Origin of the sequence: Microvirga sp. CF3062 (genome assembly GCF_036314045.1) — a bacterium.
Classification (GTDB): Bacteria; Pseudomonadota; Alphaproteobacteria; order Rhizobiales; family Beijerinckiaceae; genus Microvirga.
In genome coordinates this window covers 260,053-273,766 of record NZ_JAYGGN010000006.1, presented here as the reverse complement: position 1 = coordinate 273,766, position 13,714 = coordinate 260,053, and the positions used below count along the sequence as shown (strand labels likewise).

The window sequence follows — 13,714 nt, the reverse complement described above, 5'->3', positions numbered from 1 at the left end:
CTTATAGTTCAGCTTGGCGGGGACTTCCTGCAAGCTTGCGCGTTGATGAAAACAGGCATGTCGCCTCGCTTGGCTTCCGAGATTCCCAATGAATGACAAAGTCGATATCCGTGAGCAATCGTCGGCTCAGATCGTGGCACCGAACGTGCGGCGCACCTCCCGCGTCCGGGAAGGACTTCCTTATCCCCTCGGAGCCACATGGGATGGGCTGGGCGTCAACTTTGCGATCTTCTCCGCGAATGCCACGAAGGTCGAGCTTTGCCTGTTCGACGAGGATGGCCAGCGGGAAATCGAGCGGGTCGAGCTTCCGGAATATACCGACGAGGTCTGGCATGGCTACCTGCCGGATGCGCGGCCTGGGACGACTTACGGCTACCGCGTCCACGGCCCCTATGAGCCCACGGCCGGCCATCGCTTCAATCCCAACAAGCTCCTGCTCGATCCCTATGCCAAACAGCTCATCGGCGACTTGAAGTGGAATCCCGCCCTGTTCGGATACACGTTGGGCTCGCCCGATGCCGATCTATCGTTCGACAAACGTGACAGCGCACGGTTCATGCCGAAATGCCGGGTCGTCGAGTCAGCTTTCACGTGGGCACGGGCGCGCCGGCCACAGATTCCCTGGGAGCGGTCCATCATCTATGAGACCCATCTGCGTGGCTTCACCATGCAGCATCCGGCAGTACCGAAGGAGTTTCGTGGAACGTTCTCTGGGCTCATGCAGCATGAGGTCATTGAGTACATCAAGAATCTCGGCGTCACAGCCGTCGAACTGCTGCCGATCCATGCTTTCGTGGACGACAGCTATCTGGTCGAGAAGAATCTGAAGAACTACTGGGGCTACAACTCGATCAGCTTCTTCGCACCGCAGCCGCGATACCTTGCAACGCCCTTCATCAACGAAGTGAAGGAGATGGTGAGCCATCTCCACGATGCCGGGATCGAGGTGATCCTGGACGTGGTCTACAACCACACGGCCGAAGGCAATGAGTTGGGGCCGACCCTGTCCTTCAGGGGTATCGACAATGCCTCCTATTACCGGCTCGCGCCCGATCAGCGCTACTACATCAACGATACGGGCACCGGAAACACGGTGAACCTCAGCCACTCCCGTGTGCTCCAGATGGTCACGGACTCCCTTCGCTACTGGGCGCAGGAAGTCCAGATCGATGGCTTCCGCTTCGATCTCGCAACGATCCTGGGCCGCGAGCCGCATGGCTTCGAGGAGGATGGCCGCTTCCTCGATACCTGCCGCCAGGATCCCGCGCTCAGCCAGGTCAAGCTGATCGCCGAACCGTGGGATTGCGGACCAGGCGGCTATCAGGTCGGACGCTTCTCGCCCGGCTGGGCCGAGTGGAACGACCGCTATCGCGACACGGTGCGTGCCTATTGGAAGGGAGATGAGGGAAAACTGCCGGAGCTCGCGGCCCGCCTCACCGCTTCGGCGGATATCTTCAACAAGCGCGGGCGGCGGCCCTGGGCGTCTGTGAACTTCGTCACCGCCCATGACGGCTTCACTCTGAACGATCTCGTCTCCTACAATGACAAGCACAACGAAGAGAACGGTGAGGACAACAAGGACGGCCACGATCACAACCTGTCCTTCAACTATGGCGTCGAAGGTCCGACGGACGACTCCGAGATCCGCTCGCTGCGATCGCGCCAGATCCGCAACATGATGGCTACCCTGCTCTTCTCGCAAGGAACTCCCATGCTGCTGGCCGGCGATGAATTCGCCCGCACCCAGCAGGGCAACAACAACGCCTATTGCCAGGACAACGAGGTGTCGTGGGTCGATTGGGAAGGAATCGACGAAGATGGAGTCGAACTGCTCGAGTTTACCCGCAAACTGATCCAGCTGCGTCAGAACCTGCCAATCCTGCGGCGCGTGCGTTTCCTCTCGGGCGTTTATAACGAAGAACTCGACGTCAAGGACGTGACGTGGCTCACGCCCTCAGGCGACGAGATGACGCCCGAAAACTGGGAGGATCCCAACGCCCGCTGCATCAGCATTCTGCTCGATGGTCGTGCGCAGCCGACCGGCATCCGCAGGCGGGGTACGGACGTGACCCTCCTGATGATTATGAATGCCCATAATGATGTAGTGAAATGCACCTTGCCGGAGGTAGTCGGCGGCGAGGCGTGGATGTGTCACATCGATACCAACCAGCCGGATCTGGACACTCCAGCGGAGTTCAGCTTCGGCAAGATCTACACGGTCACGGCCCATTCCATGCTGCTGTTCCAGCTGAAACCTACCAAGCAGCCGAAGCCTGAAAAAAGGAGGAGCGCCTGATACGGCGCTCTTACGGCTGGTCTCATTATCAGTCGGAGGAGCGGCAGAGGTCAGGCCTAGAGCATTTTCCGGCGAAGTGGATCCGGTTCGCCATCAAAAATGCGGCAACCCAAAGAAGAGAGATGATTTCACGCAAGTGGAAGCAGCTCTAGTGCCGGAATTCGGCAGGTTCGTATCGCCTCTCGACTTCAACCGGACCTTCGGCCATCAGAGCTGAAGGCTCAGGTCACGAACTCTTCTCAAGTTATCTTGGTTGTCCGCCTGCGTTTCGGCGCGGCAGGAGCAGCGCTCGTCTCTTCCTTTGGACTTTGAGCAGTACTGCGCTTTTTACGGGTCTTCGGAGCGGCTGGAGGAGCCTCATCGGCCGTCATGCTGGTCATGCCTAAAGGGGCAGGATCAATGAGCGATGGAGGTTGGATACCAGATCCTTCACTGCTTTGGCCGAGGATTTCCTGCTCGGCCTGATACCAATATTCGTCAGCCCGATCAGGGAGAGTCCCGTTCCGCATCCAGAGCTCGTAAGCCCGCTCACGAATATTGTTTTCAAGTTCCTTGTCCATGGTTGCCCTTCAGTCTTGATGTCATGCCCCAACCGGATGAAGCGCAAAAGCGGACCAGCCTGCCGCGATTGGAGCGCTCACCGTGCGAACTGTGTAAATTATTAGGCGCTTCTCCGGATTGGCAACGGTAAGGGAATGAATCTGCTGCAAGTACCTGCTCAGAAATCGAACCTGCTCCGATGAAATTTCAGGCGCTTTCAGAAGTCTTAGGCGCCTTGAAGCGGATGACCCTGTAAACATACCAAACAACCAAACCCGCAAAGACAACGTTCGAGACGGGGTTCAGCCATTCCGAGACCATTTCGTACTGGCTCTCGAGAAGGTACCCGGCACCTGCGAGCAGAACCGTCCAGAGGGCCGTTCCCAGAGAGCTCCACAGCAGGAAGGTGGAAATCGGGATACAATTCACTCCGGCCGGGACGGAGATCAGGGAACGGATCGCCGGGATCAGACGTCCGAGGAACAAGGCGAGCGCCTGATGGCGGGAGAAGAAGGCTCTGGCCTGATCGATCTCGTCGGGATGCAGGGTCAACCATCGACCATGCTTGGCGGCAAACCGTTTCAGCCGCTTCGGGCCGATCCAGCGGCCGATCAGAAACCAGAAATAGGCGCCAGCGAGCGAACCGATTGTCCCCGCAATGATGACTCCCGTGAAGCTGAGCGTCCCCTTGGCGGCGGAAAAGCCCGCCAAGGGCATGATGACCTCCGATGGGATCGGCGGGAAAACGTTCTCCAGCAGCATGAGCAGAGCAATGCCGATATATCCGGCCTTGTCGATGAGGCTGACGATCCAATCAAACACGCTGTACCCCAATTGTGAAGTGATCCGGAAATCTCCGATACAGGCTCGATCCGCAAGCCCCATCGCTCTGGGCAACGATTTTGGAGCGCTCTGTTTCCACCGGAACCTTGGCCTCGGTTCCTGAGTTGGCACAGGACTGCGTTTAGGATCTTAGTCGCGTGCAGCTTCTGGAAGAAACGACGGGCCGGCATGAATTTCAGCTCGCTCAGGCAGCCGTTCGGCTGCCGGGAGGCTCGCTCCTGCGCCCAGGGCAGAATTGCTGGCGCGTCGACCGGGCTGATCGTGCATCGATCCTGATTGACGGCGCTCCTTACTTCGCTTGCCTGGAAGCGGCCCTGCGCCGTGCCCAACGCTCCATTCTCATCATCGGCTGGGATTTCGACGGCAGCATCCGTCTGCGCCCGGACGTAAGCGCCGAGGAATCACCCCCGCTCGGCCCGTTGCTCCGCTCTCTGGTCGAAGCCAAGCCGGACCTGGAAATCAGGGTTCTGGTGTGGAGCATCGCCGTCGTGCATGCCCCCGGCGCTCCCGGTCCGCTGATCTTCGGTGCCGAGTGGCAGGACCATCCCCGCCTTCAGGTCAAGCTGGACACCCATCACCCGCTTTATGCGGCCCACCACCAAAAGATAGTCTGCATCGACGATGCACTGGCCTTCGTCGGCGGCATGGACCTGACGGTTGAGCGTTGGGACACCCATCGTCATGCTTGCGACGATCCGTTCCGCCTGAAGGATGACGGGAATATCTACGAGCCGGTCCACGATCTGCAGATGGCCGTAGACGGCGAGGCTGCCCGATCCGTCGCCGAGGTGGGCTATGGCCGCTGGAAGCTTGCGACGGGCGAGGAGCTAAGCCCGGCCCCACCGGAGCGAGCAACCCCTTGGCCGGAGGACCTTGGCGCCGAATTCGTCAATATGCCGGTCGCCATCGCCCGAACCTATCCGGCCTGGGGAGACCAGCCTGCCACTCAGGAGGCGGCTGCCCTGACCCAGGATGCGCTCTCCGCTGCCAGGAAGAGCATCTACATCGAAGCGCAATACATGACGTCTCCCCGTATTGGGGACGTTCTCGAACAGCGCTTGGCTGATCCCGACGGGCCGGAGATCGTCGTGATTCAGACGCATGAATCCCATGGCTGGGCCGAGGAGTTGGTCATGGGCACGAACCGGGACAGGCTGATCCGGCGTCTGCGTAAATGCGATCACTACGATCGCCTGCGTGTCTATTACCCGGTCATTCCCAATGGCGCAGGCGGGGAATGCCAGGTGCTCATCCACTCAAAGCTCATTATCGTCGACGACGTGTTTCTGCGCATCGGCTCCTCGAACCTGAACAACCGCTCCATGGGACTCGACAGCGAGTGCGACCTCGCCATCGAGGCAACGACCGAGGAAGAGTGTCGCACGATAGCCTTCCTGAGGCACCGGCTCCTTGCCGAGCATTTGGAGACGCAGCCTGAGATCTTCGCCGAGGTTCTGGAAGGAGCAGGAGGCTCCGTCATCCGGGCCATCGACCAACTCAACACAAGAGAGCGCGGCTTGCGCGTTTTCGGGGCCATGGCAGATGAGGGGCCGGATGCACCGGCACCGGGAACCAGCCTTCTAGACCCTTTGGAGCCTTTCGAGCCGCTTTCCCTCTTCCGCCGCCGAAGGACTGATATCTAGGCCTTCACGGCACCGGGAGCGTCTCTCTCATAGCCGGAACCCCGCCCTCGCAAGACCAATTCGGTTGCGGCAAACAGAATGCCACCTAGGACAAGCGGCGCGAGGAAGTAGACGAACCGGAATACCAGCAGCGGCCCGATCAAGTCGCTCTGTGGCAGGAGATACATGACAACGCTCTCGATCACGCCAAGCCCGCCGGGCACATGGCTGACCAGCGCCGTCGCATTCGCGATCACATAGACGGATGCCACACCCAGATATGCCACGTCTGCCACGGCGGCGAGAGCCTGGTGAAGACAGGCAGCCACAAAGGCGAAGTTGATGGATCCGATCAGAACCTGTCCAACGGCGAGCCGGAAGGCCGGGATCTCAAGCGACCACCGCCGAATCCGTAAAGGCTTGCGTACGAAAACCGACAGGAGCAGATAGATCGCCGGTATGGCAAGACAGCCCAGGCCGAGAGCAATGATGACGGGAAGGGTCAGTCCTGTAATTTCCACGGCTAGCCCGGAACGCAGGAGCAGGGCTGCTCCGCCCAGCGTCAGCAGGCCAAGCCCTACGGTAACCCCGCAGAAGACGATAACCTTCGCCACCTCGCCTGCCGCGAGCCCCCAGCGGCTGTAAAAGCGATAGCGCACCGCACCGCTGCTCAGGGCAGCTAATCCTATGTTGTGGCCGAGGGAGAGGGCCGTGAAGGAGGCGAGAGCCGCCTTCGGATAGGGCAGCGGCCGGCCGACATAGTGCAGGGCCAGATAGTCGAAGAAGGTCAGGGACACATAGCTTGCCGCAGCAAAACCTGCAGCACCCAGGAGCCTCGGAACCGGAACGGCGATAACGGCGGCTATCAACTCGTCCAGGCTGTAGCGGCTGAGCGTGCGGTAAAGCAGGAAAGCCGCCAGACCGATGGCCGCCGCAGCAATCAGGTACTTCCAGTTCCGCATCCCCTCTCCTCACCTGCTTCGTAGCCGCATCGGCAAACGGCTCCGCTCTATAAAGCTTAACGCAGACGTAGAGCCTGCGATCCGTCAGACAGGCTCCGTGATATCGCTCACTCGTGGACGTGGGCCATGCTGGTCTGATGCGTCTTTCCGCCAATGACATGGAACTCGACGAGAAGCGGGAGATGATCCGAGGCGACGCGCGCGGGAGGCGTTCGTACAGCCTCAACCCGCTGCACGGCGATCCCGCGACTGACGAAGACGTGGTCGATGCGCAGCATCGGCAAGCGTGACGGGAAGGTGGCCTTGGGCTTGGGGAGCCTCGCCAGCGCCTGTGCATCCCAAAGATGCGCAGTGATGCGCTGATAGGCGCGCGATCGCGGCGTGGCGTTAAGGTCCCCAAGCAAGATCACTGGTTCCCGGCAGGACTGATGGCCAAGCCAGTGCGGGCCCAGCAGGGCATTCACCTGGGCAAGCCGCTCGTGGCGGCGCAGGCCCAGATGGGTATTGATGATCTGGACATCGGCCCCTCCGATGTTGACCGAAGCCCATAGAGCTCCTCTCGGCTCAAGGCGCGGCTTTGCGGCCAAGCCCGGAAGAGCCTCCGCCTTGACGAGCTTTGAGGGTCTGTGGGTCAGGATCGCGTTGCCATACTCCTCTTCAAGTACCCGCATGCTGGCATGGAAATGCACATGCATTCCGAGCGCCTGGGCGATCGCATGAGCCTGGTCAACGCCCCCCGTCCGGATCCGACCCACGTCGAGTTCCTGCAGCGCTACAACGTCAGGTTCGTAGGCTGCAATCACATCGGCGACGCGCGTAATGGACAGCCGTCCATCCGTGCCAAGGCAGCGGTGCACGTTGTAGGTCAGGATTCGCGGCACTTCGCCCCCTCTTGGCAGACCTCCGGAGAGAGCGCACGGCTCACCAGCTGGTTCCTATGCAGATGGAACAAGAACTCCCATCTAAGGGACCTGGATCCATACAAGCTCGGCTTTTTGATGAACTTGAGCGTCGGACATCACCAAAGATGCCAAGCGGTTTTTACAGCTCAACCTGGGGCTGGAGGGATGAGATTCAGAAAAGGAACGGGGACCGTGCGTACATCCGGCACCGGTCCCCGCCTCCTCGACCAGCCGCAGTTGCAACCGGATTCCGCCATCATAGACCAGACGCGGGAGTCAGGGTCAGAGCATAGGAGGTAGGAGGCCTCACCCGGTCGAGGGCCGGATGTCCGAAAGGGTGCCGGAGACCGCGCCCATGGAAGCATACCTATGCGAGAAAAAAAGATTTCCGCCCCTGCCCCGGCGCGCTATGGCATGCCCATGGAAGGCAGTTGGAGCCGATATGTCCGAGATGTTCTCTCTTCAGAAAGACAAGATCCGCGTTCTCCTGCTCGAGGGAGTGAATCAGAGTGCAGTCGATCTGATCAAGGCGGCGGGCTATACCAACCTGACCTACCTCAAGACTGCGCTCGACGAGGACGCGCTCATCGAAGCCCTTCAGGGAATCCACCTCCTGGGCATCCGCTCCCGCACCCAGCTGGCGAGCAGAGTTTTGAAAGCAGTCAATCGTCTGATTGCCGTCGGCTGCTTTAGTGTCGGGACGAACCAGGTCGATCTGGAGGCCGCCCGGCAGGCCGGCATTCCCATCTTCAACGCTCCGTTCTCCAACACCAGGAGCGTGGCCGAATTGGTGATCGGGGAAATCGTCATGCTCCTGCGGCGCACCTTCCCCAAATCCACCGCTGCCCATGAGGGCCATTGGGATAAATCTGCGACAGACAGCCACGAGGTGCGGGGTAAGACGCTCGGCATCGTCGGTTATGGCAATATCGGCTCGCAGCTCTCCTATCTGGCGGAAGCCATGGGCATGCGCGTCATCTTCTTCGATCAGACCGACAAGCTCCGCCACGGCAATACGGAGCCTGCCGACAGCCTACATGCCCTGCTGAGCCAGAGCGACATCGTCAGCCTGCATGTGCCGGAAACCCCGGCAACGCATGGAATGATCGGCAAAGCCGAAATCGCCGCGATGAAGAAGGGAGCCTATCTCATCAACAACAGCCGCGGCACAGTGGTCGATCTCGACGCCTTGGCCGAGGGTTTGCGCATCGGTCACCTGCGAGGCGCTGCCGTCGATGTATTTCCCGTAGAACCTGCATCGAACAAAGAGCCTTTCGTCACACCGCTGCAGGGTCTCGACAACGTTATTCTGACACCTCATATCGGTGGGTCGACGGAGGAGGCGCAGGAGCGTATCGGTGCCGAGGTCGCTAAGAAGCTGATGGATTATTCCGACGTGGGCGCGACTGTCGGGGCCGTAAATTTCCCCCAGGTGCAGCTGCCATCCCGGCCCACGGGAACCCGCTATATTCATGTGCACAGAAACGTGCCCGGGATGCTCGGGCGCCTGAACAATGCCTTCTCCCAGCGCGGCCTCAACATCACGGCCCAGCACCTGCAGACAGATGGCGAGATCGGCTATGTGGTGATCGAGGTGGAAGGTCAGCCTGAGCAGAGTCGCGAGACGCTGCAGGAGATCCGGGCTCTGGAAGGGACCATTCGTGCTCGGTTGCTTTATGCCCGTGGGTAGTGGGTAGTCGGCACCCGGAGACGCGGGAAGTTTGAAGCCGGAGATAACCTTCATGAAGCATTCGTGCTCAAGGCATGATACCGTCGCTTGTGCCCTCTCTCGCATGGAGGGAATGATGTGCTCTCCTGATAGAAAGCAGGAACGTGATTGCCGGTATTCAGGTGAAGTTACGTCATTTCATGCAGCAGGCAGTGAGCAAGCTCGCCCGCACAACCGGGTTTCCCCGTATCGTTGCAGATAAAACAGAACCTGTGCTCGGAGAGCCTTTTTTCTCGAAGGCGGATCCTAAGCCGGCTGGAGCCGATCAGGCGTTATTCTCATCTCCAGAGATACGTCAATCCCTCAAGCCTCCATTGGTCGACGATCAAGGCAATCCTCGCCCGTCCATCCATGCCCAGTTGGAACGCTTCAGCGACATGAACACCTCCGTAGATACCCTGGCCGAGCAGATGCTGACTCTCGTCGAGATCGTCTCGGCTCAGGAGAGAGACATCAAAGCGCTCAAGGAGCAATGTCGCGTTCTGGAAGAGCATGATCAGGCGATTGCGGTGGCATTCTCGACCTTCTTTCACGTTCTCTCTGCAGGTCGCGTCGCAAAACTGAGTGAGATTGCCACCATCTTGCACCACATCATCGAGGTCGCTGAACAGGAAGGGCGTCCAGCTGCATCCATCAAGTTCCTTCAGGACTTGGCCGGCATGCTCCCTGAGGAACATCGCTGATCCCGTTCTCGCCTCTTATTGCGTGGGATTGTATGCCTGAAAATACTGAGAAAGGATGCCGGATTTAAGCATCTATTAACCCTGATGTTTCAAAGTTTATAAACTGCCGCAATGGTGCCGCCGTGCATGCGTGTCTGAGCACTGGGTCCATCACCCTGCTGTCTTTGACCGCCGGCAGGCCAAAGGCGAAGGAAGCTGGTGATGTCGACGGACAGGGCAGGAGCGACGATCGAGACAGCGATTGCACGGCATGTCGCCACCATCTTCGAACACGACAGACAAGAAACGACTGTCGGGCAGATCCGCCGCCGCATCACGGACGATTTCGAGACGACCGAACTGCAAACCGGGCAGGACAACAAGCCTCCGGCGCTCGTCGCCCTGCACCGCCGGATCCTCAAAGCCTTCGCACCCGTTGATAGAGCTTACGATACCCCTGATCGAGTTTCGGATCTCACGGAACTCAGAGGAAGGCTTGAACGTCAGCGCAGCTGCCAGCAGGTGAATGGGCAGAAGTATCTGCTCGATTATGCCAAGAGTCAGCTCCTCATGGAGCGGCAGCAGCTTTTCCTGAAGAACGAATTCACCGAAGGGTTTGGACGCATCGAAGCCTGGGTCTTGTCGATTGCGTTTCTCACCCTAGTACTAATGAACGTTGTCAGTATTCTTTGGGCGCTGCCTCTGCTGACGTTGAGCATCGGCAGAGCCTGGCATCTCGACAGGCAATGCAAGCGCCGTCTCGGAAAAATTGCGGAGATCGACTCCTTGATCGAGCGCATCGAGCATGCCCCTTGAGGGGCAGCATCACGAACGGTCGAGAACGGCCGACGCGATTGCGATATCCTGAACGGCAAGCCCCGAGAACGTCGACACCGTCACCTGTTCAGCTACCGTTCGTCCCTTGACCGTTCCGGAAACAATTTCACCGATCTCGACGATATGGTTCATGGCTGCGTCATTGGCCTGATAGGCGTGCCAGAGCTCTCCCCTTGACCGCCCCTGCGCTCGGCTGTCCGTCACGACGAGATCAGCGTGCCTGATGATGAACGGATCCAACTCCTGCTTGTCGGCACTGTCAGCGCCGATAGCCGTGATATGGGTGCCGGGCTGAATGTCGGACCATTGCAAAAGTGGCTCCGGGCTCGCCGTCGCGGTGACGATCAGGCGGCAGCGGGATGCGACCTCAGCCGGCGAACGCGCAGCTTCGACGAGGAAGCCCTTGTCCTGCATCGTGCGGGTATAAGCATCTACCCTGTCGGGATTGCGCCCCCACAACACGATGTTCCGACATGTGCGGACAGCTTGAAGCAGCTGAATTTGCAGCTCCGCCTGGATGCCGGTCCCGATCACACCAACAGTCTCGATCTCCTCACGCGCAAGGTACTTCGCCGCGACGGCTCCCGCCGCTGCCGTGCGCAGATCCGTCAGGCGCCCGCGATCATTGAGCACGGCTGCCAGTTCTCCCGTATCTTTCTTGAATACGAGCAAGAGGCCGTCGCTGCTGCTCAAGCCCCGTTCGGGATTGTTCCAGAAGCCTGATGCGATCTTGACCACATAGGTATTACCAGACTTCAGGTAGCCATACTTGATGTGGACCTCGCCCGGCGGGTCCTCGAACAGGAGTTCGCCAGGCGGTGGAACCACAGCCTCGCCTTGAGAGAAGGCTTCGAAGGCCTGTTCCATCAGGCGCACGAGGTCGATCCCCTTCAACCTCTGCTCGATCTGCGATGGATTGAGAAAGGTGATCGGACCTGCGGCAGCCATGACCCTCACCCTTGGTCGTTCAGAACAGAGAAGATCTTGTCACGGTCGAAGTTTGCTCCGCAGAGCACGACGACATTCCTCTGACCTCTGCAGCGGTCTGCCACTTTAAGGAACCCGGCCAAGGCGAGAGCCGCCGCGCCCTCCACGATCTGGTTCTCCTTGAATGCCAGATCCCGGAGAGCACCCGCGATCTCGCCTTCCGTGCAAGTGACGACCTCATCGACGACCGAGACGGCGAGCGGCAGGGTAATGCTGTCCTCATCCATGCCTCCAGCGACGCCGTCCGCAAGCGTATCGTGGTGCTCGGTCTCGACAACACGTCCGGCCGTCATGGCTGCCGCAAGAGCCGCCGAATTCTGGGCCGCCACGCCATAGACTCGCGTCCCAGGACTGAAGCTCTTGAGCACGGCTCCGATACCGCTGATCAGCCCGCCGCCGCCCATGGCGATGAAAACGTTGTCGATCCTCTCCGACTGCTCGAGCAGTTCAAGCCCGATGGTCCCCTGCCCGGCCACGATCTCGGGGTCGTTGTAGGGAGACACATAAACGAGACCGTGAGTTGCCGCCTCTTCCTGTGCGTGAAGCTCCGCTAGTCCACTCTCCGCGCCATGCAGAATGACGTTCACGTTGAACGAACGGATGCGGTCGAGCTTGGCCTGGGCTACGGTTTCAGGCAGCACGACGGTGAGTGCCTGACCAATGGATGCTGCGGCTTGTGCCGAAGCAATGCCGTGGTTGCCGGACGAAGCCGTGATGACTTCGCGGTCGATGCCCAGAGACGTCATCTTGCTTGCAGCGCCACGGATCTTGAAGGAGCCGGTGAGCTGGAAATTCTCGGCCTTGAAGGAGAGCGACGAGCCGGCTTCCCGTCCGATCTGCCTCGACGGGAGCAAGGGCGTCTGGTAGATATGGCTGCGGATGCGCTGGCGTGCCTGCATCGACCCGGCGGCAGCCTCGAGAACGATGCTGATCATGGTGTCTCTCTGTCTGGCAGCTGCCGGGGATTCGACTGGCCTCTCATCAAGGCCGCTCTTTCCGAAAGCCTTGCCAGGATTGTGGCAGAGCATTCGATCATCCTGGCGAACTGGTCGATGATGATGTTTTCGTCAGGCGAGTGGAGCATGGCTCCGTGGTGGGTGAGGCCGAGGCCGACGATCTCCGCGCCTAGTTGTTCGACGAAGGGATGGGCCGTGCCCGAAGCCGGTGAGCTCGGCTGCACGATGGCCGGCTGCCCGAAATGCACCTCCAGAGCCTCTTTCACATCCTGAATGAACCAGTGATCGGTCGCAGAGCGGACCGGCTTCACATTGGCATCATGAACGATGAGCTCAATGTCCTCGAACCCATGCCTGTCGAGATGTGCACGCAGAAGCGTCACGATACGCTGCGGATCCTGATCGGGCACGAGGCGGAAATCGATCTTGACTGAGCCCTCCGCCGGCAGAACAGTCTTTGCGCCCTCGCCTGCATAGCCGCCGGAGAAGCCGTTGACATTCATGCATGGCTCGAAATTGACGGCACGGTAGAAGTTCGCGGCATCGACCCCATCGAGAAGCCGCTCTGCGCCCGTTGCTTCCATCAGGCTATCGAGCGAGTAAGGAGGAGCCGCGGCCAACTCCCCGTCGCTGAGGGAAGGCTGTCGGACGGCATCATAGAAACCTTCGACCAAGATGCATCCTGACTTGTCGCGGAGAGACGCCGTTGCGGCTGCAAGCCTCCACAGCGGGTTATCGAAGACGGCGCCGAGGCTCGAATGCAGATCCGCTCTTGCGGTTCTGGCGCGCAGTTCAATGGCCATCACGCCCTTAAAGCCGCAGAGGATGATCGGGCGCCCGCTCGCGTCGATCTCGCCATATTCCCACCAGCAGACATCGACGGCCTCACCCACGAAGCGTCGTTTCAGGAAAGCTTCGAGTGACGGACTGCCGATCTCCTCCTCGCCATCGACGAGCCAGATAAGCCTGAACGGCAAGGGGCCAGGATTCTGCTCCCGGAATAAACGCCAGCCTGCGAGACGGCTGATGAACTCACCTTTGTCGTCGGCAACGCCACGCCCATACCAGCGACCATCCCGCTCGGACATCTCGAAGGGAGGAGAGTGCCACAGCGGCACCGGGTCTTCGGGCTGCACGTCGTAATGGTTGTAGATCATGACCGTTAGAGGGCCGCTGCCGATCTCGCCCACCACGAACGGACCCACCTCACCCGGTTGGATCTCCGTATCGAAGCCTGCCTCGACCAGCAGATCGCGAACGGCCTCGGCACACTCGACGAGCTTCTCGCCGCGCGCGCTGACGGATGGAATGGCCACGAGGCGGCGAAGCTCCTCGCTTGCTTTCAGCAGATGATCGTGCGGCAGCATCGCCTTGAACT

At 59.9% G+C, this 13,714-nt stretch carries 12 protein-coding genes; 5 read left to right on the top strand and 7 right to left on the bottom strand.

Features of this window, described 5'->3' with window-relative positions; all coding sequences use genetic code 11:
• Positions 1 to 88 precede the first annotated feature (88 nt).
• On the top strand, positions 89 to 2,296 hold the full coding sequence (gene glgX / locus VB618_RS13135) for a glycogen debranching protein GlgX (protein ID WP_329797117.1): 2,208 nt from the start codon (positions 89 to 91) through the stop codon (positions 2,294 to 2,296).
• A 239-nt stretch (positions 2,297 to 2,535) separates the two neighbouring features.
• On the opposite strand, the gene VB618_RS13130 is transcribed toward glgX, so the two are convergent.
• Both VB618_RS13130 and VB618_RS13125 read right to left on the bottom strand, forming a co-directional pair.
• Positions 2,536 to 2,856 (bottom strand): DUF2934 domain-containing protein, encoded by a 321-nt coding sequence (locus VB618_RS13130; protein ID WP_329797116.1) that lies wholly within the window; start codon positions 2,854 to 2,856, stop codon positions 2,536 to 2,538.
• Between the two features lie 187 nt (positions 2,857 to 3,043).
• A complete protein-coding gene (locus VB618_RS13125) occupies positions 3,044 to 3,658 on the bottom strand; it encodes a DedA family protein (protein WP_329797114.1) in 615 nt (204 codons plus the stop codon).
• Positions 3,659 to 3,816: 158 nt separating this feature from the next.
• Between VB618_RS13125 and VB618_RS13120 the strand changes: the two genes are divergently transcribed.
• Positions 3,817 to 5,322, top strand: coding sequence for a phospholipase D-like domain-containing protein (locus VB618_RS13120; RefSeq protein WP_329797113.1), 1,506 nt, complete (start codon positions 3,817 to 3,819; stop codon positions 5,320 to 5,322).
• On the opposite strand, the gene VB618_RS13115 is transcribed toward VB618_RS13120, so the two are convergent.
• Both VB618_RS13115 and VB618_RS13110 read right to left on the bottom strand, forming a co-directional pair.
• Entirely contained in the window at positions 5,319 to 6,263 is a 945-nt protein-coding gene (locus VB618_RS13115) for a lysylphosphatidylglycerol synthase domain-containing protein (protein WP_329797112.1), read from the bottom strand. The genes VB618_RS13120 and VB618_RS13115 overlap by 4 nt on opposite strands.
• A 107-nt stretch (positions 6,264 to 6,370) precedes the next feature.
• Positions 6,371 to 7,144, bottom strand: a complete 774-nt coding sequence (locus VB618_RS13110; protein WP_329797111.1) for an endonuclease/exonuclease/phosphatase family protein — start codon at positions 7,142 to 7,144, stop codon at positions 6,371 to 6,373.
• Between the two features lie 463 nt (positions 7,145 to 7,607).
• Here VB618_RS13110 and serA point away from each other — a divergent pair, with 463 nt between their 5' ends.
• The 3 genes from serA (at position 7,608) to VB618_RS13095 (ending at position 10,372) form a co-directional block, all read left to right on the top strand.
• Positions 7,608 to 8,855: a phosphoglycerate dehydrogenase gene (gene serA, locus VB618_RS13105; protein WP_329797110.1), complete on the top strand. Its 1,248-nt coding sequence runs from the start codon at positions 7,608 to 7,610 to the stop codon at positions 8,853 to 8,855.
• Between the two features lie 143 nt (positions 8,856 to 8,998).
• Positions 8,999 to 9,577, top strand: a complete 579-nt coding sequence (locus VB618_RS13100) for a hypothetical protein (protein WP_329797109.1) — start codon at positions 8,999 to 9,001, stop codon at positions 9,575 to 9,577.
• Positions 9,578 to 9,778: 201 nt separating this feature from the next.
• Positions 9,779 to 10,372: a hypothetical protein gene (locus VB618_RS13095; RefSeq protein ID WP_329797108.1), complete on the top strand. Its 594-nt coding sequence runs from the start codon at positions 9,779 to 9,781 to the stop codon at positions 10,370 to 10,372.
• A gap of 9 nt (positions 10,373 to 10,381) precedes the next feature.
• Here the strand turns inward: VB618_RS13095 and VB618_RS13090 are convergent, their stop codons facing one another.
• The 3 genes from VB618_RS13090 to VB618_RS13080 are packed head-to-tail and all read right to left on the bottom strand — an operon-like array spanning position 10,382 to position 13,703.
• Entirely contained in the window at positions 10,382 to 11,341 is a 960-nt protein-coding gene (locus VB618_RS13090; protein WP_329797107.1) for an ornithine cyclodeaminase family protein, read from the bottom strand.
• A gap of 5 nt (positions 11,342 to 11,346) precedes the next feature.
• Positions 11,347 to 12,315, bottom strand: a complete 969-nt coding sequence (locus tag VB618_RS13085; RefSeq protein WP_329797106.1) for a pyridoxal-phosphate dependent enzyme — start codon at positions 12,313 to 12,315, stop codon at positions 11,347 to 11,349.
• Entirely contained in the window at positions 12,312 to 13,703 is a 1,392-nt protein-coding gene (locus VB618_RS13080) for a M20/M25/M40 family metallo-hydrolase (protein ID WP_329797105.1), read from the bottom strand. Before VB618_RS13080 ends, VB618_RS13085 begins: the two co-directional genes overlap by 4 nt.
• Between the last annotated feature and the right edge of the window lie 11 nt (positions 13,704 to 13,714).